The 26,218-nt window shown below is 60.6% G+C and carries 25 protein-coding genes; 12 read left to right on the plus strand and 13 right to left on the minus strand.

Annotation, left to right across the window (positions count from 1 at the left end; all coding sequences use genetic code 11):
* Positions 1-222: 222 nt before the first annotated feature.
* The 3 genes from ACSSVH_RS16875 to ACSSVH_RS16885 are packed head-to-tail and all read left to right on the plus strand — an operon-like array spanning position 223 to position 3,678.
* Positions 223-1,149, plus strand: a complete 927-nt coding sequence (locus tag ACSSVH_RS16875) for an ABC transporter ATP-binding protein (RefSeq protein WP_492633517.1) — start codon at positions 223-225, stop codon at positions 1,147-1,149.
* On the plus strand, positions 1,146-1,871 hold the full coding sequence (locus tag ACSSVH_RS16880; RefSeq protein ID WP_170042807.1) for an ABC transporter permease: 726 nt from the start codon (positions 1,146-1,148) through the stop codon (positions 1,869-1,871). The genes ACSSVH_RS16875 and ACSSVH_RS16880 overlap by 4 nt, the downstream gene beginning before the upstream one ends.
* A gap of 13 nt (positions 1,872-1,884) precedes the next feature.
* Positions 1,885-3,678 (plus strand): Gldg family protein, encoded by a 1,794-nt coding sequence (locus tag ACSSVH_RS16885; RefSeq protein ID WP_492633518.1) that lies wholly within the window; start codon positions 1,885-1,887, stop codon positions 3,676-3,678.
* A 10-nt stretch (positions 3,679-3,688) separates the two neighbouring features.
* Here the strand turns inward: ACSSVH_RS16885 and ACSSVH_RS16890 are convergent, their stop codons facing one another.
* The 3 genes from ACSSVH_RS16890 to ACSSVH_RS16900 form a co-directional block, all read right to left on the minus strand.
* Positions 3,689-3,997: a class I SAM-dependent methyltransferase gene (locus tag ACSSVH_RS16890; RefSeq protein WP_169952685.1), complete on the minus strand. Its 309-nt coding sequence runs from the start codon at positions 3,995-3,997 to the stop codon at positions 3,689-3,691.
* Positions 3,998-4,244: 247 nt separating this feature from the next.
* On the minus strand, positions 4,245-4,679 hold the full coding sequence (locus ACSSVH_RS16895) for a DoxX family protein (protein WP_057439195.1): 435 nt from the start codon (positions 4,677-4,679) through the stop codon (positions 4,245-4,247).
* 103 nt (positions 4,680-4,782) lie between these two features.
* A complete protein-coding gene (locus tag ACSSVH_RS16900) occupies positions 4,783-6,204 on the minus strand; it encodes an MltF family protein (protein ID WP_169952687.1) in 1,422 nt (473 codons plus the stop codon).
* Between the two features lie 235 nt (positions 6,205-6,439).
* Between ACSSVH_RS16900 and ACSSVH_RS16905 the strand changes: the two genes are divergently transcribed.
* From ACSSVH_RS16905 to ACSSVH_RS16915, 3 genes are all read left to right on the plus strand, one after another.
* On the plus strand, positions 6,440-7,246 hold the full coding sequence (locus tag ACSSVH_RS16905) for a TatD family hydrolase (protein ID WP_172313976.1): 807 nt from the start codon (positions 6,440-6,442) through the stop codon (positions 7,244-7,246).
* Between the two features lie 96 nt (positions 7,247-7,342).
* Entirely contained in the window at positions 7,343-8,824 is a 1,482-nt protein-coding gene (locus tag ACSSVH_RS16910) for a methyl-accepting chemotaxis protein (protein WP_492633519.1), read from the plus strand.
* 145 nt (positions 8,825-8,969) lie between these two features.
* Positions 8,970-9,332, plus strand: a complete 363-nt coding sequence (locus ACSSVH_RS16915; RefSeq protein WP_170042804.1) for an Mpo1-like protein — start codon at positions 8,970-8,972, stop codon at positions 9,330-9,332.
* Positions 9,333-9,339: 7 nt separating this feature from the next.
* On the opposite strand, the gene ACSSVH_RS16920 is transcribed toward ACSSVH_RS16915, so the two are convergent.
* The 3 genes from ACSSVH_RS16920 to ACSSVH_RS16930 form a co-directional block, all read right to left on the minus strand.
* Entirely contained in the window at positions 9,340-10,137 is a 798-nt protein-coding gene (locus ACSSVH_RS16920; RefSeq protein ID WP_170042803.1) for an acyl-CoA thioesterase, read from the minus strand.
* A gap of 101 nt (positions 10,138-10,238) precedes the next feature.
* Positions 10,239-11,000, minus strand: coding sequence for a CHAD domain-containing protein (locus tag ACSSVH_RS16925; protein ID WP_170042802.1), 762 nt, complete (start codon positions 10,998-11,000; stop codon positions 10,239-10,241).
* A gap of 95 nt (positions 11,001-11,095) precedes the next feature.
* Complete coding sequence (locus ACSSVH_RS16930) at positions 11,096-11,374, minus strand: hypothetical protein (RefSeq protein WP_029300795.1); 279 nt, start codon at positions 11,372-11,374, stop codon at positions 11,096-11,098.
* A gap of 216 nt (positions 11,375-11,590) precedes the next feature.
* Between ACSSVH_RS16930 and ACSSVH_RS16935 the strand changes: the two genes are divergently transcribed.
* Entirely contained in the window at positions 11,591-12,628 is a 1,038-nt protein-coding gene (locus tag ACSSVH_RS16935; protein ID WP_169952699.1) for a patatin-like phospholipase family protein, read from the plus strand.
* Positions 12,629-12,962: 334 nt separating this feature from the next.
* Here ACSSVH_RS16935 and ACSSVH_RS16940 read toward each other — a convergent pair whose 3' ends face one another.
* The 6 genes from ACSSVH_RS16940 to kdpF all read right to left on the minus strand — a co-directional run bounded on the left by ACSSVH_RS16940 (position 12,963) and on the right by kdpF (position 21,137).
* Entirely contained in the window at positions 12,963-13,658 is a 696-nt protein-coding gene (locus tag ACSSVH_RS16940; protein ID WP_169952701.1) for a response regulator, read from the minus strand.
* A 49-nt stretch (positions 13,659-13,707) separates the two neighbouring features.
* On the minus strand, positions 13,708-16,359 hold the full coding sequence (locus tag ACSSVH_RS16945; protein ID WP_170042800.1) for a DUF4118 domain-containing protein: 2,652 nt from the start codon (positions 16,357-16,359) through the stop codon (positions 13,708-13,710).
* A gap of 256 nt (positions 16,360-16,615) precedes the next feature.
* The gene (gene kdpC / locus ACSSVH_RS16950) at positions 16,616-17,161 is read right to left on the minus strand and encodes a potassium-transporting ATPase subunit KdpC (RefSeq protein WP_170042799.1); all 546 of its coding nucleotides are present in this window, start codon (positions 17,159-17,161) and stop codon (positions 16,616-16,618) included.
* Positions 17,162-17,275: 114 nt separating this feature from the next.
* Positions 17,276-19,339 (minus strand): potassium-transporting ATPase subunit KdpB, encoded by a 2,064-nt coding sequence (kdpB, locus tag ACSSVH_RS16955; protein WP_407073412.1) that lies wholly within the window; start codon positions 19,337-19,339, stop codon positions 17,276-17,278.
* A 5-nt stretch (positions 19,340-19,344) separates the two neighbouring features.
* Entirely contained in the window at positions 19,345-21,039 is a 1,695-nt protein-coding gene (gene kdpA / locus ACSSVH_RS16960) for a potassium-transporting ATPase subunit KdpA (RefSeq protein ID WP_492633520.1), read from the minus strand.
* Between the two features lie 8 nt (positions 21,040-21,047).
* The gene (gene kdpF / locus ACSSVH_RS16965) at positions 21,048-21,137 is read right to left on the minus strand and encodes a K(+)-transporting ATPase subunit F (protein WP_032863112.1); all 90 of its coding nucleotides are present in this window, start codon (positions 21,135-21,137) and stop codon (positions 21,048-21,050) included.
* Positions 21,138-21,514: 377 nt separating this feature from the next.
* Here kdpF and eat point away from each other — a divergent pair, with 377 nt between their 5' ends.
* The 3 genes from eat (at position 21,515) to ACSSVH_RS16980 (ending at position 23,883) form a co-directional block, all read left to right on the plus strand.
* Positions 21,515-22,879 carry an ethanolamine permease gene (gene eat, locus ACSSVH_RS16970; protein WP_492633521.1) on the plus strand — a complete coding sequence of 455 codons (1,365 nt, stop codon included), beginning with the start codon at positions 21,515-21,517 and terminating at the stop codon, positions 22,877-22,879.
* Positions 22,880-22,990: 111 nt separating this feature from the next.
* Positions 22,991-23,158 (plus strand): DUF2897 family protein, encoded by a 168-nt coding sequence (locus ACSSVH_RS16975; protein WP_003172675.1) that lies wholly within the window; start codon positions 22,991-22,993, stop codon positions 23,156-23,158.
* Positions 23,159-23,292: 134 nt separating this feature from the next.
* Positions 23,293-23,883, plus strand: a complete 591-nt coding sequence (locus tag ACSSVH_RS16980; RefSeq protein ID WP_492633522.1) for a TetR/AcrR family transcriptional regulator — start codon at positions 23,293-23,295, stop codon at positions 23,881-23,883.
* A gap of 17 nt (positions 23,884-23,900) precedes the next feature.
* Here the strand turns inward: ACSSVH_RS16980 and ACSSVH_RS16985 are convergent, their stop codons facing one another.
* Positions 23,901-24,236 (minus strand): ComEA family DNA-binding protein, encoded by a 336-nt coding sequence (locus ACSSVH_RS16985; RefSeq protein ID WP_170042796.1) that lies wholly within the window; start codon positions 24,234-24,236, stop codon positions 23,901-23,903.
* 306 nt (positions 24,237-24,542) lie between these two features.
* On the opposite strand from ACSSVH_RS16985, the gene ACSSVH_RS16990 reads away from it, so the two are divergent.
* Positions 24,543-25,403 (plus strand): 3-hydroxyacyl-CoA dehydrogenase family protein, encoded by an 861-nt coding sequence (locus ACSSVH_RS16990; protein WP_170042795.1) that lies wholly within the window; start codon positions 24,543-24,545, stop codon positions 25,401-25,403.
* A 53-nt stretch (positions 25,404-25,456) separates the two neighbouring features.
* The gene (locus tag ACSSVH_RS16995) at positions 25,457-26,197 is read left to right on the plus strand and encodes an acyltransferase (protein ID WP_170042794.1); all 741 of its coding nucleotides are present in this window, start codon (positions 25,457-25,459) and stop codon (positions 26,195-26,197) included.
* The last annotated feature ends 21 nt before the right edge of the window (positions 26,198-26,218 follow it).

Consider the following 26,218-nt stretch of genomic DNA (forward strand, 5'->3'; position numbering starts at 1 on the left):
ATGCAATTGTTTCAGCGAGTGATTGGGGCACATGTAGGACTTACCTTATTCGCGCGTCCTAGCGTTTCCAAGCGCCCCCATTGAACGTACCATTTTTTAACAATGCCGCAGATCAATACTTTTCATCTTAAACCTTTGGCAACTCGCAGCCTGAAGACACAGGTTAATTGAGGCCGTGTCCAACCCGGCGCGTCCTGGCAAACAACCAAGCAGAAAAGAATAATGATCGAAATAACAAATCTAACAAAGAAAGCCGGACGCACTACGATCCTCGACAACTTGACATTCAGCGCTCAGTCCCGGGAATGCATAGGGTTGTTCGGACATGATGGCGCCGGCAAAAGCACCCTACTAAAACTACTTTCAGGTGGCATTCCTGCAACTTCCGGAAATATAAAAATATACGATCTGGCTATATCCACACACCCTATAAAGACCAGAAAGATAATAGGTTACCAGCCTGAATCCGCACTCAGCCATGGCAGCATGAAGGTTAAGAGCTTTCTGGGTTTCATGGCTGAAGTTCGTGGGTTCCGGGGCCTAGAAAAACGCAAGATGGTGGATCGCGCCATCACCCGCCTGGAGCTATGGCGGGTACTCAACTCACCCGTCGCCGCTTTGCCTGCGGGGCACCGACGCAAAGTGGCACTGGCCCAGGCCATTGTGCATGACCCCAAGCTGCTGCTGCTCGATGAACCCACCGAAGGCCTGGACGCCCTGCAAAAACATAAGGTCGGGATGCTCATCCAGTCACTGACCGAAGACATGACCGTGATGATCGCCTCGCGTAACCCCGAGGAGTTTTCCTCGATCTGCCAGCGGGCGCTGGTCCTGGCCGAAGGCCGCCTACTGGCTGATGCCCCGGTCACGCAACTGCTGCGCAGCTCGCGTCATTACCAGGCAATCACCCTGGCCGCCGATGCTCCCCTGGACCTGCTGGCGCTGGCCGTACTTCCTGGGGTGGCCGGTATTGAAGAAGACCGGCATGCCGACGGCAGCGTGACGGTACTCGCGATGCCGGGGCAAATCATTTATCCCCACGTCAATGCCCTGGTCGCCAATCGTCGTTGGAAGATCAACGCCTTGAGCATTGAGCCGGGACGCCTAAGCGATGTCATCCACCATATGAGCCAGGAGGCACCCAATTGAAACGTCTACCCGTGATATTCAAGCGCCAACTCAGCAGTTACTTGTCGAGCCCAGCCACTTACTTCGGCATCGCACTCTTCCTGCTGACCAATGCTGCGCTGGGTTTTTATGTAGGACACTTCTTAGATAAAGCCCCGACTAATTTACATGCTTTTTTTCAGTTCCATCCCTGGCTCTATCTAATTTTCATTCCATTTATTTCCACATTACTTTGGCTGGATGAGCATAAAGATACTGCACTGGTCTTTACCAACACCCTGCCAGTTTCCGCATTAGAACTGACATTGGGCAAATTTTTCGCCGCATGGGTCCTGTGTGCCCTGACCCTGCTGTTAAACTTTCCGCTGATTATTGCCATCAACTATCTGGCCCCGGCGGACAACTCAACGATCCTCGCGCAATGTATCGGGAGTTGGCTGCTGGCTGGGGCCTATCTTTCGTTCTCCGGTCTTATCTGCGTCCTGGCCTGTAACCGACTGATTATCTTCAGCCTCACCCTTACGTTGCTATTGATAACCAGCACTTTATCATCCGTGCTGGATATGCTGGCCCATCAGACACCGATCTGGATTATTGACAGTTTGATCTCACTCAATCCACGGCTACGTTTCGGCGCCATCGACAGCGGCCTGTTGACGCTGCAGGACACCTCGTATTTCGTCAGCATGATCATCGCTTTCCTCACTGCAACCACCCTCACTTTAAATTTCAGAAAAGGCTGAGAACGGATATCCCATGAGGAACCTTATAAACTTTGGCGTGACGTTGGTCGTCATCGCCCTGCTTTTTCTCGCCTTCAATCTGGTCTGGGTCCTGAAACTGCCCAACTATCGCCTGGACCTTTCCGGGCACCAAATCCATACCCTGTCTCCCTCCACCGATGCCCTGCTCGCGACACTTGAAATGCCCATGGACCTGTACTTTTTCAACGCCAGCCACCCCCGTAAAAGTGAAGTTTTGAACAATCATGGCGAACACATCGCAATGCTGCTCAAGGCTTATGAGAGCGCGGCAAACGGCAACATCAATCTGCACCTGATCGACCCCCGGCCCTTTTCCGAAGATGAATATAAGGCGCAGGTATTGGGACTGGACAGTAAACAAGGACTGTTTGGCCTGATCGGCATCCGTGCAAACCAGGAGCCGCAGAAAATCGAAAGGTTCGACCCCAGCCAAGCGGACTTCCTGGAATATGAGATCAGCCGCCTGATCCACAACGTCGCCCGCCAGGAGCAACCGACTATCGGGCTGATCTCCGGATTACCCATAGATGGCAGCCGGGACGAGCTCAATCAGGCCACCGCGCCGCCGTGGCAGTTGCTCAAGGAGTTGCGCAGCCATTTCAACCTGATGAGCCTGGGCAACGACATCCCGCGCATCCCCGAACACATCAAGACCTTGATGGTCGTCCAACCCGCTCGACTCGCGCAACAAACACTTTTTGCCATTGACCAATTTGTCCTGGCAGGGGGCAGGTTGATGATGTTTATCGACCCGCTGAACGATCTGGACTCGACCGCCCACACCGCCATCCAGCAAAGCCTGCTCGCGGCTTGGGGCGTGCAGATGCCGGCGAATATGGTATTGGCGGACAGCCTCTATGCAACCCCGGTAGTCATGACCAGCGGCCAGCCGCCTGTACGCCACCCCGGGGCAATTACCCTGCCCAGAGAGGCGATGGCGCAGCACGATATCAGTAGCTGGGGCGTCGACAGTGTGACGCTGTTAAATCCCGGCACGCTCATGCCACTGAAAAAAAGCCGCACCACCTTCACCCCGCTGCTGCAAAGTTCCGAGCCAGCCAGCACGTTCGATGGGGCACGTTTCACTCAAAAGGACGCTTTCGACGCCATGCTCGGCGAGGCGGCCAATCGTGGTCGGAGGAATGTAATCGCCGCCCGCATCGAAGGGCCCGCCTATTCCGCGTTTGCGGACGGTATCAACGGCCAGAAAGCTACGCTGCAAAAGGCCACGAATATCCAAGTAGTTGTGGTTGCCGACATTGACCTGCTCAGCGATCGCGTCTGGCTGGCCCCACGCAATGCCAACGGGCAAAAAGCGCCGCGTCCAGGCAATGCTAGGTTTGTCTTGAATACCCTGGACAACCTCGCAGCACCCGACACGCTGCGCGCGATCAGCCCACGTGCGAGTGACCAGCGACCACCAGGGTTGCTGGAACGGCTGCGCAACGAGGCCGCACAAACCTACCGAAAAAAGGCGGCCCTGCTGGAACAACGCCTGGACCAGGCAGAAAAGGAATGGCAATTACTGAACACGCCGCCATCAATGCTGGGGGGGCAGGCTGTCCCTTCGAGCGCGCTGTTGCAGGCGCTGAACAAAGAACGCCTGCGATTACGCATGGAGCTTCACACCTTGGAAGATACGGCCTACAAGAGCGTCCGCCAGTTGGAGCTCGGCGTGGTGCTGCTCACCAGCATCACCGTTGCGCTGATCGTAAGCCTGTTGGGCTTGGGGATCTTCGTCTCGCGTCGCCGTCGCCAACACCCGCCTGCCGCAGCGTTCTACTGAGCGTCGCGGCTTAACGCCGGGTAATCAAACCCTGGCGCGCCACGCGGGTCAGGTGGCGGATGAACTCGCTGGCATCCTCGGCGTTCGGCGCCTGGATCACCGCTAGGTCAAAGCTGTTGGTGGCAAAGCGCGCCAGGGACTCGCCGTCCTCGACAAACTGGATCAGGAACGCCGAAGGACGGCCAGTGCGGCGGGGCCAGCCATCCAGGTAACGCAATAGCGTCGGCTGGTGCTTGCCGCCAAGGAGGATTTTCGGGTTGCGCTGAGTCAGGCCCGCAGTGATCGGGGCCAGGCGTACAAGAGGTCGTAGTGCATTCATCGTGTCGTGTCTCTGCCTCAAAAGTCTGCGGGCAGGTGAGAGGCAACACCGAACCAGCGCTTTAGCGGTATTTCGAAACCTGGAGCAGGCTTCTGTCGGGGCTGCAGCGAGTCCCTGTGGCGCCCCGCAATTAGCTGTTTAAATCGGCGCATGCAGCATCCTAGAGAAGCCGGTGGGGCGGTGTCAAGAATCCCGTACAACGAAAAAGGCCCGCACAGGGCGGGCCTTTAACACGTGTGCAGCGCGATCAATTGGCGATGGCGCGGTCAGCAGACAGTTTGCCAGCACCTTCGAACAGCACCGCCACTGTGCCACCCAGCAGTGCCAGGGCGAACTCATAGCCGTTGTTGGCCATGAACAAACCGTTGCTGATATGCACCGAGAAGATCGCCACCAGCGAGACAATGGTCAAGCCCAGCGCCGCTGGACGTGCCAGCAGGCCAATGATCAGCGCCAGCCCGGCAAAGAACTCAGTACCGCCCGACAACAGTGCCATCAGGGTACCCGGGGCCAGGCCGATGCTCTCCATCCACTGCGCCGTGCCTGCCAGGCCGCCGCCGCCGAACCAGCCGAAAAGTTTTTGCGAACCGTGGGCGGCAAAAATGATACCGACGAAAATCCGCAGGACTGTCAGGCCGTAGCCTGCGCGGGTGGACAGAAGGTTTTTGATCATTGGGCTCATAGTGATAATCCTTTTCGAAGTAGGGGTTGGTTGGCCGCTATATTAATCAGTTTAAATAATGATAAAAGCCGAAAAAAGCGCTAATCAATATCGATAAATTAGATTATTTGCGTGAGACGATCTTGGCCCCCACCGGCTCCAGGGAGTCCCGTTCCCGATCAAAGGCCAAGTAGTACTTGTTCACGCTATTAACATAGCTGACGCCGCCCATTCCGACCTGCTCCATGGCGATGCGCTCGACCTGGAAGAACCACTGATTGGGGTTCAAGCCCCGGCGTCGCGCCTCGGCGCGCATGCCCTGCACCCGTTCCGGGCCCATGTTGTAGGCCGCCAGGACGAACGCCATGCGCTCGCGCTCATTGAGCTTGGGGCTGGCGAAGAACTTGCGCCGAATCAGCGCGAGGTAGCGCGCACCCGCCTGCACATTGCTGTCCAGGGTCTGAATATTGTTGACCCCTACCCGCTGGGCGGCCGACGGAGTGATCTGCATCAGGCCGGTTGGCCCGCTGCCGCTTTTCGCGCCGGGATTGAGGGACGACTCCTTGAAAGCCAAGGCCGCCAGGTTCAGCCAGTCCATGCCTTGCTCACGTGCATGCTTTTGCAGGATCGGGCGCAGTTTTTCCAGGCGCTGTCGATCCGCCCGCGCCAAGGGGTAACGCACCTGATAGAGGCGGCGATAAATACGCTGGAAGGCCACATCCTGGTCTGACGGAGTCTTGTAGGTTTTCAGGAAGCGATCGATGCTCGCCCGCAGCATCGAGGCATCCTGACGTACGAACCAGTACTCCTCCCCCGGCTCACTGATCGCTACTTGCTTGTCAAAACGCAACTTGGGCAGGATCTTCGACCAACGCTCGGCAATCGGCCGCTCGACAATGGTCAGGTGGAAGATCCCCGCCTGGACCATCTCCAATACATCTTCCACCGCCAGGCTGGGGTCCACCCATTCCACCTTGACCGGCGGCAGTTTGCGCAGCGCCAGTTTCTGGTTGATCTGGTTGACCGCCTCCCCCGCTGCACTCCCCGTCGTCAGGGCCAGGGTGCGCCCCGACAACTGCTCCAAGCGGGTAAACCGTCGCTCGCCCTTGAGGCCCACCAGCCACAGCGGCACATCGCTGGCAATCGGGTCACTGCTGCTGATCTTGTGGGCCGCCGTCGCATCCAGCAGTTCACCGGGCGCCACCAGGTCACCTTCACCACGGGCCAACGCGCCCAGCAACTGATCCTTGGCCTTGGGGATGATTTTGAGGTTGATTTCCTGGCCATCGCGGGCACGGCCATTGAGGTAGTGTTCGAAGGCGCGCAGGCGGTGGTACTCAACGCCAATGGACTGGCCCTGGACCTCACCGGAACTGTTACGGCTCTGGTTGACCAGCACCCGCAAGGTGCGGCTGCTGCGGATTTCTGCCAGGTCCCGGACTTTGCTCGGCTTGGTCACTTCCAGCGGCCCGTCCAGACGCGCAACCGCCGCCGTGGGCAGCAGCAGGGTCAGGCACACCATGAGCATTGCCGAGGGTCGGATCATCCGCTCTCCGGAAAGAACAAGGCCCCATGCACCGCGAAAAACGCCGCATTGGGGGACAGAAACAGAGCGCCAGAGGCGCAGACTTTGCACGCAAGGGTGTCACAGCAGCAGGCCATCGGCCAACCACGGTGTTACTTGCGACGTTCAAAGACAGCGATAACTCGTTGTAGTTCTTGGTTTTTCTTATAAATCTACAGCTCTGATAGACTTTCCGGCCGCAGGCGGAGATAGCACCATGCAACTCATTGATATTGGCGTCAACCTGACCAACCCCAGTTTCGACGACAAGCACCAGGCCGTGCTCGACCGCGCCTATGCCGCTGGCGTGGGCCAATTGGTCGTCACCGGCACCAGTGTGCAAGGCAGCGAGCAGGCCCTGGAACTGTGCCGGCGTTGGGATGAAAGCGCCCGGCGACTGTTCTCCACTGCGGGCATTCACCCCCACAGTGCCAGCGACTGGCACGCCGACAGCGCCCGGCAACTGCGTGATCTGCTCAGCCAGGATCGAGTACGCGCGGTGGGTGAATGCGGGCTGGACTTCAACCGTGACTTCTCACCCCGCCCCCAGCAGGAAAAAGTCCTCGAAGCCCACCTGGCATTGGCCGTCGAATTGCAGTTGCCGGTGTTTCTCCATGAACGGGACGCCAACCAGCGCCTGCTGGAGATCCTGCGCGACTACCGTGATCAACTGCCCGCCGCCGTGGTGCACTGCTTCACCGGCGAGCAACGCGCGCTGTTCAGCTACCTCGATCTGGACCTGCATATCGGTATCACCGGCTGGATCTGTGACGAACGCCGTGGGATGCACTTGCACCCGCTTGTAAGGGAAATCCCTCGGGGCCGCCTGATGCTGGAAAGCGACGCGCCCTACTTGCTGCCACGCACCCTGCGCCCCAAACCGAAGAACGGGCGCAATGAGCCGGCCTATCTGCCGGAAGTTTTGCGCGAAGTCGCCCTGCACCGCGAAGAAAGCCTGGAAGACCTGGCCCAACACAGCACCGCCTGCGCCCGCACTTTTTTCGGCCTGCCTGCGTTGGATTGACGCGGTGCATTGACCCATATCAACACCCATTTCCCGGATAGCGGCACAATAATGGCACCTTGCCAATACTGTTTCCGCTATCAGAGAAAACCTTCCATGGGTGCCTGGCTTAGCAATATCTCGCTGAAGTACAAATTCTGGGCCGTGAATGCGGTCGCGTTCATCACCACACTGCTGTTGGTGCTGTATGCCGTGCAGCTTGAACAACAGGCCCGCAGCCATGCCTCCCAAGCCTCGGCACAAGCCCAGGGCCGCTTGCTCGGTGCCTGGCCGGCCGGGCAAGCGCTGCCCACAGGCGAGCACTGGCTGACATTTGCCCGGGGCCAGGTTCCCGAGTTGGCGGACCAGGACTTGTCCGCCCTCAGCGAAGCCAGCGGCTGGGTCGAGTTCAATCACATGCCGCTGTTCGGCGAGAACCCGTTGATGGGCGCCGAAGTCGTCTCCCGCGCCGATGGCCAGCAAGTCGCCGTATTGGCCTATGCACCGAGCCTGAGCCAGGTGTTTACCGAACGTTTCACCAACTACGCGGTGGCGGTGCTGATCCTGATGCTCGCCATGCTCTGCGCCTCGCAGTTACTGATCCGCTTTTTGCTGGCCCAACTCAACACCTTGAAAGACGTAATGCTGCACGTCGAGAAAACCGGCGACCTCTCGGCCCGCGTGCCCCTGGCGTGCAAGGACGAAGTCGGGCAGATGGCCAGTGCCTTCAACGCCATGCAGGCCGGGTACCAGCGGGTGGTCAGCACCGTGGCACGCACCGCCAAGCTGTTGGACGATGGCGCCGCGCGCCTGGCCAGCAGCATGAATGAGGTCCAGCACGGCATGCTCGGCCAGCAAAGCGAGACCGACCAGGCGGCCACCGCGATCAATGAAATGACCGCCACCGTGTATCACATCGCCCAACACGCCGGTGCCACCCGCGACTTGTCCCAGACCGCCGACACCCTGGCCGGCAGCGGCCAGGAAGTGGTGACCCGGGTCCAGCGCTCGATTGCCGGGCTGTCCACCGGTGTGCAGCAAACCGCCGAGATGATCCAGAAGCTGGCCGAGGACAGCCAGAAAATCAATGGCGTGGTCGGCGTGATCCACAGCATCGCCGAACAAACCAACCTGCTGGCCCTCAACGCCGCCATCGAAGCCGCGCGCGCCGGGGAAATGGGCCGCGGCTTTGCGGTGGTGGCCGATGAAGTACGCAACCTGGCCAAGCGCGTGCAAAGCTCCACCGATGAGATCACCCGCATGGTCTCGGCCCTGCAGGCCGGCACCCGGGATGCGGTGGACTTTATGCAGGAAAGCTCGTTCAAGGCCGACGACTGCGTGCAACAGGCCCAGGAAGCCGGCGCTTCACTCGCCGAAATCACCAGCGCCGTGGCGCAGATGCGCGAGAGCAACACGCAAATTGCCGTTGCCGCCGAGCAGCAGAGCCATGTGGCCGAAGAGATGAACCGCGCAGTGGTGAGCATTCGCGATGTCACGGAAAACACCGTGCAACAGACTGTGGATTCGGCCACCACCAGCAACGAACTGGCGACTCTGGCCGGCGAGTTGAGCAAGGCTATCGGCCAGCTCAAACTGTAACGTTTGCCCACCGATCAGCCAGCGCACGCCGCTGGCTTGCTCCATCAAAACGCTATAACCCCCATAGCCAACCCCAATTCGCCGCCCCTGCCCGCCCGACCTAAACTCTGTTCATCAAGTATCAATGGACAGAGGATTTATCATCATGGGCAAACGTCACCCCAATCTCCCGGCCTGGCAATGGCGCGCCTACCCGCAGAACCATCAGCACCCGACCAACCTGGTATTGCACCTGATTGCCGTGCCGTTGTTCATCGTCGGGTTCCTGCTGATTGTGTCCGGCGTGTTCAGCCTGAGCCTGGCCAGTTTCGCCATCGGTGTGGTCGGCGTAATGGCCGGCCTGGCGCTGCAACGCCACGGCCATAGCCTGGAAGCCCAGGCCAGCGAGCCGTTCAGTGATCGTAAAGATGCAGTGCAGCGCCTGGTGGTCGAGCAGTTCGTGACCTTCCCGCGCTTTGTCCTCAGCGGTGGCTGGTGGCAGGCCTGGCGTCAGCGCCACCGCCACTGAGGATGGCTCAGGCGAAGACCACCACGGTCTGGCGGCTGATGGCGATCAATTGGCCGTCAGGCCCCCACAACATCGCCGCAGCATGGCCGTAACCGTCGCGGGCATGCTCGATCTGGACGTGGTACTGGCACCAGTCCAGCGTCGTCAACTGCGCCAGGGGCTGGATGAATTCGATGGTCCAGGTCAGGGTGCTGCCGGGTGCCGGCTTCTTCAGGTGCGGCAAGAGCGCCGGCGGCCAGGCATCCACCAGGGCGAGGATATGGGCTTCGGTCAGAGGCTCTTCTTTCACATCCCCCCGCAAGCGCACCCAGCCGCCCATTTCCCGGGATTTGTTGCCGGTGAACGGCAAGCCACCGACACTCCAGCGCATCGCCAGGTGGCGCATGAATTCAGGCGTCACGCCTTTGATATAGGGCAGTTCCTGGCACTCGTCCCAATGCTTGAAGGCCGGCGCGGGCAAGGCCGGCACGTCGATCTCTGAAGGCCGCGATGCGCCGAAGCTGGCCTGGGCCAGGGTCATCACTTCACCGCCCTGCACCACCCGCCCCAGCAACTGGCTGACCGCCTTGCCTTCGCGCAACACTTCCACTTGATAGCTCGCCGATAGATCTGGCGCCACTGGCCCGACAAAGGTCACGGCCAACGAACGCAACGGCCGATCCACCGGCACCTGGGCGCGCAACGCTTCGTATTGCAAGGCGGCAACCAGCCCGCCAAACGTGGCGCGACCCTGGGCCCACTCGGCCGGAATAGACACGTCCAACGGGTTGTTACGGGCAGCGTCGAGCAAATCACTAAAGCGCATGGCGACCTCACATCAAGAAAACCGATGAGCGATCTTAACCAGCGCGCCAGCCCGGTACAGCACTTATTCCGGCCAAATACCCAGACAGATAAGCCGCAGACTCAGAAACAGTCCGCCGCCAGCTTGTCGAGGACCCGGTCCGCCTTGCCCTCGGCCTGAGCCATGGTGCGCTGCCAGACCGCGACACAGGGCTGTAGATCGGCCTGCTGCGCGGCTTGCGCCAGCCATTGCCAGCAGTCATGCCAATCCCCCAGCGCGCCCTGGGCAGACTTGAGGCGGGACATGGCCTTGGCCGGCACCTGGCCCAATTGCGGGTAGGCCTCGGCCGCGTAGCGCACGCGCTTGATCAACAAGCGCAGGCGATGGCGGTCGTGATCGGGATCGTGCAGTGCCACTTCCAGTGCCTGCCATTGCTTGGCCAGGCGCTTTTCGATGCGCGTGCGCAGGCCCTTGAGCAGTTTTTGCTGCTGGGATGCGCGGATAAATCGTGGAAAGGCTTCGAGGATCAGCAGCAGTCGCGCCAACTCCGGGCTTTTCGCCACCTGTTGATAGGTCTGCGACTGCAGGCGCAGGCGCCGGGCGGCTGCTTGGTGATAACCGTGCTGCTGCAGATACGCCGCCAACACCTCGCGATCGCGCAGCGGCGTGGTCAATTGGCCGACTGCGCTGGCGGCCGTCTCCAGTTGCTCGACGCCGGGCAGCCCGCGCAAGGGCCGCAACAGGCTGCGCAGACGGCGCACGGTGGTGCGCAGGTCGTGCAACGCTTCGTCATCGGTAACCGCCGCCAGGCGCGCCTGGCAACTCAACAATCCGACTTCCAGGCCAATGACCTGGGCGACTAACTGATCCACCAACGCCGACATGCTGCTTCCCCTGTTAAACAACGTCCATGCACCTGCGCAAAACAGGTGTCTGGAACCACCTTAACCATTCCCCCCGCGGGTTGCGCTGACTCGGATCAACGCCCGGCGCGCGACTCACGGATATAGAAACGGGCTTTTTCGGCTTTGCTGGCACAGCCTTCAAACGCTTCGAATTGCTGCTGGGTCTTGGCGCCGGTCAGCAACGACAGGGCCTTGGAATAGCTGACCGTGCCGGCAAACCCTTCGGCCTTGGCCAGGTCCAGTTCGTGCCACGCAGCATCCAACTGGCTGCCACAGCTATCGCGATAGGCCGTTTTGCCGGCACAACCGGCCAGGGCCAACACAATCACAGGCAAACACATCCAGGCTTTCATCAATGACACCTCAAGAAAAGAAAACAGTCGTGGGATGTAGACGCTGCCTACATCGAAAAGTGCCTTGTCACACAGCCTGAAATGCCCAGTACTGATAGCCAAAGCATACCCGAGCAAATAGGTCGGTTTACGAAATTTATCGCTCCGGTCAACTAGGATTGAAGCAGCCCCCTGGTTAGGTGCATTGTGGACAGCTGTTTTGCGAAGGATCCGGTCATGAAAAAACGCGTTGCATTGGTCCTGGGCTCCGGCGGAGCAAGGGGTTATGCCCATATCGGGGTGATCGAAGAGATCGAAAAACGAGGCTATGAAATCGCCTGTATCGCCGGCTGTTCCATGGGCGCGGTGGTGGGCGGGATCTATGCGGCGGGCAAGCTGCAGGACTACCGGAACTGGATCGAAAGCCTGGATTACCTGGATGTGCTGCGCCTGGTGGATGTGAGCTTTCGCCTGGGGGCGATACGCGGCGAGAAGGTCTTCGGGCAGATCCGCAAGATCGTCGGCGAGATCAATATCGAAGACCTGCGCATTCCCTACACCGCGGTGGCCACCGACCTGACCAACCAGCAGGAAATCTGGTTCCAGGAAGGCTGCCTGCACCAGGCCATGCGTGCCTCGGCAGCGATCCCCAGCCTGTTTACCCCGGTGATGCAAGGCAACCGCATGCTGGTGGACGGCGGCCTGCTCAACCCGCTGCCTATCGTGCCGGTGGTGTCGAGCCATTGCGACCTGATCATTGCGGTCAACCTCAACGCCACCAACCAGAAACACTACACCCTGCCGGTGATCCAGCGCCCGCCGGCGTTCAAGAGCCGCTTCGATAACCTGGTGCGTTCACTGGGCTCGCACCTGCCGTTTCGGCGCAAGCAGGCCGAGCAATTATTGTTGCTGGAACAGGAAGCACTGCAGGCGCAAGCCGCCGATATCAACCCTTGGCTCGAAGGCGCCGAGCCCGAATCCCAGCAACCGGCTGCGGCCCCGGAAACGCCCGGCGCCCCCAAGTCGGCCACCGGTTCGTTCATCATCGACAACGTGGGGCCGGCATCGCTGCTGGACTTGATCAACCAGAGTTTCGAGGTGATGCAGACGTCGCTGGCCCAGTACAAAATTGCCGGCTACCCGCCGGATGTGCTGATCAACGTGCCCAAGCGCGTGTGCCGGTTCTTTGAGTTCTACAAGGCGCCGGAACTGATCGCGTTGGGGCGGGAGATTGCCAGTGATACGCTGGATCGGTATGAGAGTGAGCAGAGTTGAGCTCTGCGGCGGGTTTTATGGCCTCATCGCGGGCAAGCCCGCTCCCACCTTTTGCATGTATTCACACACCTAAATGTGGGAGCGGGCTTGCCCGCGATGAGGCCGGCCCAGCAACCACAATCCCTCAGCAGCCCCCAACAACCGATACCCCACCTTTTGCATGTATTCACACAGCTAAATGTGGGAGCGGGCTTGCCCGCGATAGGGCCGGCCCAGCAACCACAATCCCTCAGCAGCCCCCAACAACCAATACCCCACCTTTTGCATGTATTCGCACACCTAAATGTGGGAGCGGGCTTGCCCGCGATGAGGCCGGCCCAGCAACCACAATCTTTCAGCCCTCCCCCCCCAACAACCGATACCCCACCCCCGCCTCGGTCACGATAAAACGCGGCTGGGTCGGGTCATCCGCCAGCTTTTGGCGCAAGTGCCCCACCACAATCCGCAGGTAGTGGCTGTCTTCGGTATGGGTCGGGCCCCAGATATCCTTGAGTAGTTGCTGCTGGGTGATCACCCGGCCCGGATGACGCGCCAGTTGCGCCAGGACCGCGTATTCCTTGCGGGTCAGGGCCACATCGACACCGTCCAACAGCACCCGCCGATACGCCAGGTCGACCGTCAGCGGGCCAAACTGCAGAGCGGCTTGCTGCGCTTCGCCGGTGGGCGCCTGGCGCAGCAGCGCACGCACCCGGGCGAGGAACTCCTGGATGCCAAATGGCTTGGTCACATAGTCGTTGGCGCCCCCATCCAGGGCCTGGACCTTCTGCCCTTCGCTGGCACGCACCGACAACACCAGCACCGGGGCGCTCGACCATTCGCGCAGCTCGCACAGCACCTGTTGGCCGTCCATGTCCGGCAGGCCCAGGTCCAGCACCACAAGGTCCGGCTTGCTCAAGGCCGCCTGGGCCAGCCCTTCGGCGCCGGTCCCGGCCTCAATCACTTTGTAGCCCTGGGAGGCCAGGCTGATGCGCAAGAACTTGCGGATCTGCGGCTCGTCGTCAATGACCAAAATCGTCGCAGTCTGGCTCATGGTGTTCCATCACAATCGCTGAAAAAAGATAAGAGTAGCGCAGCGGGTATCACGCTTCACTCTCCAGGCTCGGCTGCGTCTGCAACGGCAGGAACAAGGTGATGCAAGTGCCCCGCCCCTCGATGCCCTCGGCCACGCTGATATGCCCGCCGTGGGCGCCAACCATGCCCTGGCAGATTGCCAGGCCGAGTCCGGTGCCCTGCCCACCCCGGTCGCCCCGTGCGGCGGTGTAGAACATATCGAAAATCTTCGCCCGTTCGTCTTCGGGAATCCCCGGCCCTTCGTCACTGACCGAGAAAAACAGCGCCTGCTCCGCCACGCCGGCGCGCAGTTGCAAGCGGCCATGGGGCGGTGAAAAGCGTGCAGCGTTTTCCAGCACATTCACCAGTGCCTGCTCGATCAACGCGGCATGTACATAAAGCAGCGGCAACTCGGGCGGCACATCGGTGCTCACCTGCAACGGCGCCAGCACCGCGCGCAAACGGGCGAGGGAACTGCCGACGATATCGCCGGGCGACACCCAGTCCCGCGCCAGCTTCAAGGCGCCATGGCCCAGGCGGGTCATGTCCAGCAGGTTCTGGATGTAGCGGTCCAGGCGCTCGGCTTCATCGCGGGTGCCTTCCAGCAACTCACGCCGATCTTCCAGGGGAATCGCTTCGCCCAGCGCCAGCAGGCTGTCGATGCTGCCGCGCATGGAGGTCAGCGGCGTGCGCAAGTCATGGGACACCGAGGCCAGCAAGGCGCTGCGCAGTTGTTCGGTCTCGCCGTGCAAACGGGCGGCCTCCAGGTTCTGGGCCAGTTGCGCGCGGGCCAGTGCCTGGGCCAACGGTTGGCTCAAGGCAGTGAGCAAGCGCCGGCGTTGGCCACTGAGTTCCAGGCCGGCCTTGGGGCTGACGCCGAGTAGGCCCAGCGGACCGTTTTCAGCAGACAACGGCCACCACCACCAACGCCCAAACGGCAAGGTGCCGGTGCCCATGCCCGCTGGCTGATCGTGCTGCCAGGCCCAGTCGGCGGCGGCACGTTCAGCCTCGGTAAAGGTGATCGGCCCACCGGTCTCGACCTTCCAGTCACTGGGCCCGTCGCGATTGACCAGGCACAGCTGCAAATCGCTCCAGCCCTGCAGATGATGGGCCGCCGCGCTGACCACCGCCTGGCGATCGGTGGCGGCGGTGAGTTTGCGCGACAGGTCGAGCAGTTCACTGGTTTCTTCCTGGGTGTCGCGCAGGGCCTGCAACTGCCGACGCTGGCGCGCAGCCAGGTTGCCAGTCAGCGCCGCCATCAGCAGAAAGAACAGCAAGGTCAGCACATCCTCTTCACGCTGGATGGCGAAGGAGAAATTCGGCGGGATAAACAAAAAATCATAGGTCATGAACGACAACGCCGCACACGCCAATGCCGGCCCCAGGCTGCTGCGCACCGCCACCAGCAGCACCGCCGCGAGGAACACCAGGGAGATATTGGGCAGCGGCAGGACACTCGACACGCCCCATGCCAATGCACTGGCCAGCACGGTTGCCAGCAGCGCCAGGGCGTAGTCGAACCACACCAGACCACGTACATCGGGCAAGCGCGGCGGCACCGGCGTTTCATCGCTATCGAGGACGTTGATCTCCAGGCCCCGGGCATTACGCAACAGGCGCGCCGCCAAGCCACCGCCGAACAGCCGGCGGCGCCAGCGTGGGCGTGACTGCCCCACCAGCACCAGGCTGGCACGGCGTTCGGCCGCGTGCTGGATCAGGGTCTTGGCCACTTCGCCGGCCCGCAGCAACACCACTTCGCCGCCCAGGCGCTCGGCCAGTTGCTGGGCGTTTTGCAGGCGCAGCCGCGACTGTTCGTCACGTACCCGGCCGTTGTCCACATGCACCAGGCTCCAGGGCAAATGCCGGCGCTGGGCCACACGGCTGGCGTGGCGCACCAGGCGTTCGGCCTCGGCATCGCCATCCACCCCCACCAGCAAGCGCCCGCGCACGGTGGGCGCGGCCTGGCCCAGTTGCCGGTAGCCCTGGGCCAGATCGTCATCGACGTGCGCGGCGGCGGTCTGCATTGCCAGCTCGCGCAGGGCCATGAGGTTGGTCTGGGTAAAGAACGCATCGATGGCCGCGCGCGCCTGCTCCGGCACGTAGACCTTGCCGTCACGCAGGCGCTCCAGCAGCTCGCGGGATGGCAGGTCGATCAGCAATAATTCATCGGCTTCCTGCAATACCCAGTCCGGCAGGGTTTCACGCACCTGCACGCCGGTGATGCCACGTACCTGATCATTGAGGCTTTCCAGGTGCTGGACGTTGACCGTGGTGAACACGTTGATCCCGGCAGAGAGCAGCTCCTGGATGTCTTGCCAGCGCTTTTCGTGGCGACTGCCGGGGGCGTTGCTGTGGGCCAGCTCGTCCACCAGCACCAGCTTGGGCTTGGTGGCGAGCAAGCCGTCGAGGTCCATTTCTTCGAGCATCACCCCACGGTATTCCGAGCGCAGCAGCGGCTGCTGGGGCAAGCCACTGAGCAAGGCCTCGGTCTCGGCGCGGCCATGGGTCTCGACCACCCCGGCCACCAGTTTGACGCCCTGGCGCAGCTGGGTGTGGGCGGCCTGGAGCATGGCGTAAGTCTTGCCCACGCCAGGGGCGGCACCGAGGAATACTTTGAGCCGGCCACGGCCGTGCTTGGGTAGGTCGGCTAGGAGGGCGTCGGCGCGGCCGGAGTCACTCATGGGGCAGTCTTCTTTCAGTTAGGGATGTTGGGAACAGGTTGGCGCCATCGCGGGCTTGCCCTAATGCCAGTCAGTTAAGCGCAGATCCCCTGTGGGAGCGGGCTTGCTCGCGAAAGCAGTGGGTCATGGGCCGACGTCTTCGCGGCGATGCGGCGATCCGACAAGCCCGCTCCCACATTTGATCTTCACTGCTTTGAGCATTGCGTTCGCTTAACTGATCGGCACCAGGGCAAGCCCTCGATGGCGGCGCAACGGTCTACAACTTTTCCAGCGCCATATTCAGCGCCAGTACATTCACCACCGGCGGCCCCACCAGCGGCTGTTCGATATGCTCGTCCATCAAGCGCTCCAGGGTCGACACCGGCAACTGGCGTGCCGCTGCTACCCGCGCCAGTTGATAGGCAATCGCCTGCGGTGGCAAGTGTGGATCAAGACCGCTGCCGGAGGTAGTCAATAGCGCCAGGGGCACCGGGCCCTGGCCGGGGCCCTGGATTTTCGCGGCGTCGTCAAACACCCGCGTCGCCAGCGCCGGGTTGCTCGGGCCGAGGTTGCTGGCGCTGCTGGACACGGTGGCAAACGCACCCGCCGAAGGCCGCGAGTGGAACCAGCGCTCGCCGGTAAATTCCTGGGCAATCAGGCTGGAACCGCGCACCTTGCCTTGGTCGTCACGCACCAGGCTGCCATTGGCCTGATCGGGAAAGGCCACCTGGGCGACACCGGTCACTACCAACGGATAGGCCACGCCCGTGATCAGGGTCATCAATACCAACAGGCTCAAGGCCGGACGGATCATGCTGGACATTTCATCTTCCTCAATTGATTCGTGACCTGTAGGAGCCGGCTTGCCGGCGACAGCGGTGTGTCAGTTACACCGCGTCAAGCGGATCGCCGGCAAGCCGGCTCCTACAGGGTTGGGTCAGACCAGGTGCAGCGCGGTCAAAAGCATGTCGATCGCCTTGATCCCGGCGAACGGCACCACAAGCCCGCCCACGCCATAGATCAACAGGTTGCGTCGCAGCAGCGCCGCCGCACTCGCCGCCTGCACCCGCACACCGCGCAGGGCCAGGGGGATCAGCACCACGATGATCAGCGCGTTGAACACAATCGCCGAAAGGATCGCGCTCTGCGGGCTGTTCAGGTGCATCACGTTAAGCACGCCCAGTTGCGGGTAGATCGAGGCAAACAGCGCCGGCAGGATCGCGAAGTACTTGGCCACGTCGTTGGCGATGGAAAAGGTGGTCAACGCGCCCCGGGTCACCAGCAATTCCTTGCCGATCTGCACCACGTCCAGCAGCTTGGTCGGGTCGCTGTCGAGGTCGACCATGTTCGCCGCCTCGCGGGCCGCCTGGGTCCCGTCATTCATGGCCATGCCCACATCCGCCTGGGCCAGGGCCGGGGCGTCGTTGGCACCGTCGCCACACATGGCCACCAGGCGCCCGTCGTTCTGCTCATGGCGGATGCGCGCCAGTTTTTTCTCCGGCGTGGCTTCTGCCAGCACATCATCCACGCCGGCTTCAGCGGCAATCGCGGCGGCGGTCAATGGGTTGTCGCCGGTCACCATCACCGTGCGGATCCCCAGCTTGCGCAGCTCGGCAAAGCGCTCACGGATACCCGGCTTGACCACGTCCTTGAGGTGGATTGCGCCAAGCAATTTACCGTCGGCACACACCAGCAACGGGGTGCCGCCGCTCTGGGCGATCTTGTCGATTTCCCGGGATAGCGCGGGCAACAGGTCTTGGCGTTGCAGGCCGATAAACGCCAGCAGCGAATCGACCGCACCTTTACGGTAGACCCGGCCCTGATAGTCCACACCGGACAAACGCGTTTCGGCGCTGAACGGCACGCCTGTCAGCTCTTGCACGGAGGGCTCGTTGTACGGATGCAGGGCGCGCAGGTATTCGACGATGGATTTGCCTTCCGCCGTATCGTCGGCCAGCGAGGCCAGCAGCGCGCCTTCGGCCAGTTCCTTGCCGTTGACGCCAGGCGCGGCATAAATGCCTGCACAGCGACGGTTACCGAAGGTGATGGTGCCGGTCTTGTCCAGCAGCAGCACATGCACGTCCCCCGCCGCCTCCACGGCGCGCCCGGACTTGGCGATCACATTGAGGCGCACCAGGCGATCCATGCCGGCGATGCCGATGGCCGATAACAGGCCGCCGATGGTGGTGGGAATCAACGTCACCAGCAGTGCCACCAAAAACACCAACGGCAGGCTGCCATTGGCGAAATGGGCGAAGGGCTGCAAGGTCACCACGACCAAAAGGAAGATCAGGGTCAGGCCGATCAGCAGGATATCCAGCGCCACTTCGTTGGGGGTTTTCTGGCGCTTGGCACCTTCGACCAGGGCGATCATGCGGTCCAGCGTCGACTCACCGGGGTTGGCGGTGATGCGAATCAGCAGCCAGTCCGAGACCAGCCGGGTATTGCCGGTGACGGCCGAGCGGTCGCCGCCGGACTCGCGGATGACCGGCGCGGACTCACCAGTGATCGCCGCCTCGTTGACCGCCGCGATGCCTTCGATGACCTCGCCGTCGCCAGGGATCATTTCCCCGGCCGCGACCCGCACCACATCGCCTTTGCGCAGGCTGGTGGCAGGCACTACCGTGAAGCTGCCATCGGCCTCCTGGCGCCGCGCACTCAGGCCTTCGCTGCCAGCCTTGAGGCTATCGGCACGGGCCTTGCCACGGCCTTCGGCCAAGGCTTCGGCGAAGTTGGCGAACAGCACGGTGAACCACAGCCACAGGGCGATCTGCACCGCGACAAAGGTCGGCACGCTGCTGTCCGGCACCAGGCACAACACGGTGGTGAGGATCGCGGTGAGCTCGACCACCAGCATCACCGGCGAACGCTTCAGCTGGCGCGGGTCCAGCTTGACGAACGCCTGGATCAGCGCCGGGCGCCACAGGGCCGAGATCGCGGTCTTGGCCGACTCCTGGGTCTTGACCGCAGCGGTATTGTTTACAGGCATATTCATGTTCATACCCCTTAGAAGCCCATGCTCAGGTGTTCAGCAATAGGGCCCAGTGCCAGCGTCGGCAGGAACGTCAGGCCGCCCACCAGCAAAATGGTCACGGTCAGCAGCGTCACGAACAACGGGCCGTGGGTCGGGAAGCTGTTTTGGCCAATCGGTGCGCTTTTCTTCATCGCCAGGCTGCCGGCCAGGGCCAGGACCGGGAGGATGTAGCCAAAGCGGCCGATCAACATGCCCAGGCCCAGCATCAGGTTGTGAAACGGGGTGTTGGCGCCCAGGCCACCGAAGGCCGAACCGTTGTTGGCACTGGCCGAGGTGTAGGCATAAAGCAACTGGCTGAAGCCGTGGGGGCCGGGGTTGCTGATGGTCGCGGCGGTGGCCGGCACGCTGGCGGCAATCGCGCCGAGTACCAGTACGCCGACAGGCATCACCAGCAGGGTCACCACCAGCAGTTGCACTTCCCGGGCATGGAGTTTCTTGCCGAGGTATTCCGGGGTGCGGCCGATCATCAAGCCGGCGAGGAATACCGCGATCAGCACGTTGAGCAACATCCCGTACATACCGGCACCGACGCCGCCGAAGATCACTTCGCCGACCATCATATTGACCAGCGCGACCATCCCGCTCAGGGGGTTGAGGCTGTCCTGCATGCCGTTGACCGAACCGTTGGACGCCGCCGTGGTGGTCACCGACCACAACACGGTGCCGGTGGTACCGAAGCGCGTTTCCTTGCCTTCCAGCGGCGCAGTCTGCTCGACAGCCGGGTTGTTCAGGGTCGGGTTGGGCTGATACTCAGACCACAACGACACCGAGCCACCGATCAGGAACAGCGCCAACATGCAGCCGAGGATCGCGCGGCTCTGGCGCAGGTCCTTGACGTAGTGGCCAAAGGTGAACACCAACGCCACCGGGATCATGATGATCGCCGCCAGTTCAAACAGGTTGGCCCAGGCGGTTGGGTCTTCAAACGGATGCGCCGAGTTGACCCCGAAGAAGCCGCCGCCGTTGGTCCCCAGTTGCTTGATCGCAATCTGACTGGCGGCCGGACCGAGCGGGATCACCTGATCGACGCCTTGCATCGTCAGGGCGTCGACATAGTGGGCGAAGGTTTGAGGCACGCCCTGCCAGACCAGAAACAACGCCAGCACCAGGCACAATGGCAGCAGGCCATAGAGGGTGGCGCGAGTCATATCCACCCAGAAATTGCCCAGGGTGCTGGCGGACTTGCGACCAATCCCACGACACAGGGCGACAAGCACCGCAAGGCCAGTGGCCGCACTGACAAAATTCTGCACGGTCAGGCCGACCATCTGGCTCAGGTAGCTGAGGCTGGCTTCACCGCTGTAGGACTGCCAGTTGGTGTTGGTCATGAAACTGACGGCGGTGTTGAACGCCTGCGTCCACTCCTGACCCGGCAATTGCTGCGGGTTGAGCGGCAAGTAACCCTGGAACAACAGGATTGCAAACAACAACAAAAAGCCCGCCAGGTTAAAGGCCAGCAGGGCCAGGGTGTACTTCTGCCAACTTTGCTCTTGTTGCGCATCAACCCCGGCCACGCGATAACACACGCGCTCCACCGGCCCGAACACCGGCGTCAGCCACGTGCGCTGCCCTTCCATCACCTTGTAGTAGAACCGCCCCAGAAATGGCGCCGGAACCAGCACCACGGCGAAGAAGGCGATGATCAGCCAATAGTCATAACTGTGCATAGCCGCTCCTAGCCCCGGTCCGCGCGCAACAGCGCAACCAGCAGATAAATGAACAGCGCCACGGCCAGTAGCAGTGACACCCCGTCCAGAACACTCATGGAAGTTTCTCCGTCAAACGGCGACTGCCGCGTATGGGGCATTGTCCGCAGGAGGCGCGTAAAGGAGCGAGGGCGAGTGGGTGGTGGAGGCGTAAAGACGGCGTAAAGAGTGGGCTGGGCTTAAGTCTGCGAGATGGCTATCGCGGCTAAGCCCGGCGCCTGCGCTTGAGCATGTTCACCGAGCCCATGTGGGAGCGGGCTTGCCCGCGATAGCGCCAGTGCAGTCACCACCGCCCTACCCTGGTGCACGAAATAACAGTCTCAAACAACAAACTATCTCCCGGGCGACAGTTGCTGCCCTTTACGACGCCCTTTTCCAAGCTGGCATGGCCGCTGCAATGTCCTGAAACATTCCAAACCGTTCAGGGAGCAGCACGATGAACACACAACTCAAGCCCACCTTGGGCACCTTGCACCTGTGGGGCATCGCCGTCGGGCTGGTGATCTCCGGCGAGTACTTCGGCTGGAGCTATGGCTGGGGCGTGGCCGGGACGCTGGGCTTTTTGGTGACGTCATTGATGGTCGCCGCCATGTACACCTGCTTTATCTTCAGCTTCACCGAACTGACCACCGCGATTCCCCACGCAGGCGGGCCGTTTGCCTACAGCCGCCGAGCGTTCGGCGAGAAAGGTGGGTTGATTGCCGGGCTGGCCACCTTGATCGAATTCGTCTTCGCGCCCCCGGCGATTGCCCTGGCGATCGGCGCCTACCTGAATGTGCAGTTCCCGGCACTCGACCCGAAACACGCAGCGGTCGGGGCCTACTTCGTGTTCATGGGCTTGAATATTCTCGGGGTCAAACTGGCTGCGACCTTTGAATTGGTGGTGTGTGTGCTGGCCGTGGCCGAACTGCTGGTGTTTATGGGCGTGGTCGCCCCGGCGTTCAGCTTCAGCAACTTCGCCCTCAACGGCTGGGCGGGCGCCGACACCTTTGGCGCACCGGCCGTTGCCGGGATGTTCGCGGCGATCCCCTTTGCCATCTGGTTCTTCCTCGCCATCGAAGGCGCCGCCATGGCCGCCGAAGAAGCCAAGGACCCGAAACGCACGATTCCCAGGGCTTACATCAGCGGCATCCTGACCCTGGTGTTCCTGGCCATGGGCGTGATGTTCTTTGCCGGCGGCGTGGGCGACTGGCGCACCCTGTCGAACATCAACGACCCCCTGCCCCAGGCGATGAAAACCGTGGTGGGCGAAAGCTCCGGCTGGCTGCATATGCTGGTGTGGATCGGCCTGTTCGGCCTGGTCGCCAGCTTCCACGGCATCATCCTCGGCTACTCGCGGCAGTTCTTCGCCCTGGCCCGCGCCGGGTACCTGCCCTCCTACCTGGCCAAACTGTCACGCTTCCAGACACCCCACCGGGCCATCCTCGCCGGCGGCGTGGTGGGCATCGCCGCAATCTACAGCGACGGCCTGATCAACCTTGGCGGCATGACCCTGACCGCCGCGATGATCACCATGGCCGTGTTCGGCGCCATCGTCATGTACATCATGAGCATGCTCAGCCTGTTCAAACTGCGTAAGAGCGAACCGCTGCTGGAGCGCACCTTCCGCGCGCCGGGCTACCCTATCGTGCCGGCCATCGCCCTGATCCTGGCGCTGGTGTGCCTGGTGGCCATGGCGTGGTTCAACACCCTGATCGGCCTGATCTTCCTCGGGTTCATGGCCGCAGGTTTCATCTACTTCCAACTGACCGCCCAAGACCGCGCCGATGCGCCGGCAGATGCAATGTTGACCGGGCTCTAAACCAGCGAGGCAGAACGGGCCTACAATGGAACGACTGACGAATGCCGTCACTCAAAGCTGATAGTGCCGTGGGGAATTTTCCCCATGGCAGTCGGCCTCAAGGAGAGCCCTATGCCCTGGTATGCCTGGTTGATCATGGTGGTCGCTATCGGTTCGATCGTCGGTGGCTTGATGATGCTGCGTGACAGCGCCAACAAAGTGGAACTGACCGACGAACAACGCAAACGCGTCGCCGAGCGCAATGCTCAGGCGGACGCCAAGGATGCGCAGGATCGCTGAAACAAACGCCTCGTGCTGACCGCTACTGGCAGCACGCCAGGCGAATCGATTTAGAGTAGTGCAAATTTGTAATCGCACCGAGAAACACCGCCAAACCTTGGTTAATATGGCCTGATGTTTCAGAGGGCCTTCTTATGCGCTACTCGCAAAATCACAAAGCTCAAACCCACCAGCGCATCATTCAAGAGGCGTCGGTCCGGTTTCGTCGCGATGGCATCGGCGCCACCGGCCTGCAACCCCTGATGAAAGCCCTGAACCTGACCCATGGCGGGTTCTACGCCCACTTCAAATCCAAGGACGAACTGGTGGAAAAGGCCCTGCAAGCAGCCTCCGCCGAACTGGACGCACATTGTGCGATGCTCTTCAGCCAGGAACGACCGCTGGAAGCCTTCATCGACAGTTACCTGTCCAAGTGGCACCACACCTCCCCTGACCAAGGCTGTCCGTTACCCACCATGTCCTCGGAACTGGGACAGCGCGGGCAACAGAGCCCCACCACCGATACAGTTCTCGGCGCCCGTCTCAATCAAATCGAAACCGCATTGGGCAACCCCAACGCAGACGAGCAAAGCCTGGTGATGATGTCCACACTGGTGGGCGCGTTGGTCCTGGCGCGTAGCGTCGAAAACCCGGAACTGGCGACACGCATTCTCGATGTTGTGAGGCAAAGCCTGAAAGCCGGAGTGAATACCGCCACTGCAGACACAAAAAAGGCCGGTCAATGACCGGCCTCGTGCCTTGATTACTTAACCTCCAGCCTGTCGCGATTCTTCTCCAGCAGCGACTTGCCAATCCCCTTCACTTCCAGCAACTCATCCACCGCCGTGAACGATCCATTGGACTCGCGATAAGCGATGATTGCCTTGGCCTTGGCGGCGCCAATGCCGAACAGATCACGGCGCAGGGTTTCAGCGTCTGCTGCATTGAGGTTGACCTTGGGGGTTGCTTGTTCGCTTGCACTCAACTGGGCCGCGAGCGGTACAGGCGCCTCGGGTTTGGACGATGGGGCGGCGATGGCCGTGATGGAAAGGCTGGTGAGAATGGCAAAAAACAGGGAGGAAAAAACCGATCTACGCATTGGAGACGCTCCATGACATCAGTGGGAAAAGCAGCTTTGCGAAGCTGCTTTTCAAACTTAGGTGATGTGGGGGGATAGTCAAAAATGGGTGAGTTACAACATATGGCAGCTGAAAATAAGCGCGTGCCGCCTCAAGCGCCCTCGGGGCCAGGAGCCGAGCGGGCAAGGCACAATCAACACCTGCCCGAAAATATCAACGTTTATCTAAACGCGCTGTGCCAGAGCACGCACTGATTGCTTCATCTTGCCAGGTGAATTGGATATCATGGAATTTTTCGAAAAGAAGCGAGCCGGGACGAAATGCGAATGTCGACAGACCTGTACTCTGTAGCGGTAATTGGAACAGGCACTATGGGTAAAGGAATAGTACAGATCCTCGCGCAGTCGAATCAAATCTCGACCGTATTCTGGAAAGGGCGCAGCCTGGCTTCTGTTAATGACTCTCTAGTTGAATTGGAAAGCCAATGGAGTCGCCAAGTTAAAAAAGGCAGACTCGAAGAATCACTTGCCCGCCAATATCGCGAAAAAATAGTTACTGTTGAGCATTACACATCCCTGTCTGACTCGAAGCTGATCATTGAAGCTATTGCAGAGAACATGGATGCCAAACAAGCAATATTCAAAGAACTTTCGACCATATCGTCGGCCGATATGATCCTCGCGTCAAATACCTCCTCGCTCTCCATCACTGGCCTAGCGTCGCTGTGCGCTTTCCCTGAAAACGTGGTAGGCCTGCACTTTTTCAATCCGGCGCCGGTCATGAAACTGACTGAAGTTATCGCGGGGCTTGCTACCTCAAGTGCCACATTGGATTGGGCGGTCAACTTCTCCAAAGGTCTGGGAAAAGAACCCGTAATTGTTAACGAAGCTCCAGGATTTATCGTAAACCGGATGTTGATCCCTATGATCAACGAGGCCATTGGTATTCTCGCGGAGGGCGTCGCCACAGCCGAAGAAATTGATAAGGCGATGCGCTATGGCGCCAACCATCCAATAGGCCCGTTGGCACTTGCGGACCTGATCGGCAATGATGTGAATCTCTCGATCATGGAAACTCTGCACAATGAAACAGGCGATCCAAAATATCGCGCCCATGCCCTGCTGAGAAAAATGGTTAGAGCCAATCATCTCGGTAGAAAAACAGGCCAGGGCTTTTACAAATACTAATTCGCAAACAAGGCACTTGTTTTTTCAAGTGCATTGTCAGAAGGGAGATTTTAATGATACATGCAACCGCGATTATAGATGACGGTGCAAAGATTGGGAACAATGTCAGTATTGGCCCTTACAGCATTATTCATAAAAATGTCGTTATCGGTGATAACACCGAAATCGGTGCGTACTGTGAAATAGGCTTGCCGACGAAGCTTGCAAATGGACGCCCGCTGATCATTGGCAACGGCGCCGTAATCCGCTCGCACAGCGTATTCTATGAAGGTTCGACTTTTGGTGAAAACCTGGTTACAGGCCATCGAGTCACTATAAGAGAGCTGACAACAGCCGGTGACGGTTTCCAGATTGGCACTTTGGGCGATATCCAGGGCCACTGTGAGATTGGCGACTATGTCAAATGCCATAGTAATGTTCACATTGGGCAACACTCGACTGTGGGCAACTACGTCTGGATCTTCCCCTATGTGGTACTGACCAACGACCCTCATCCACCGAGTGAGGTGATGGCCGGTGTAACGATCGAAGACTTCGCGGTCATCGCTACCATGTCGGTCATATTGCCCGGTGTCACCGTTAAAAAAGGCGCACTGGTAGGTGCCCACAGCTCCGTGAACAAAGACGTCAATCCAGATGCCGTGGTTGCCGGCTCGCCCGCAAAGTTCATTTGCGGCACAGAGAAGATCAAATTGAAGGATGGTTCAGGGAATCACGCCTATCCATGGCGTCGACATTTCCACCGCGGATATCCAGAGAAAGCCGTCGCTGAGTGGATCAAGGAATTTTCGTAAGCCCCGCTGACGCTGGCTCAT

Source organism: Pseudomonas sp. HC1(2025), from assembly GCF_058742075.1.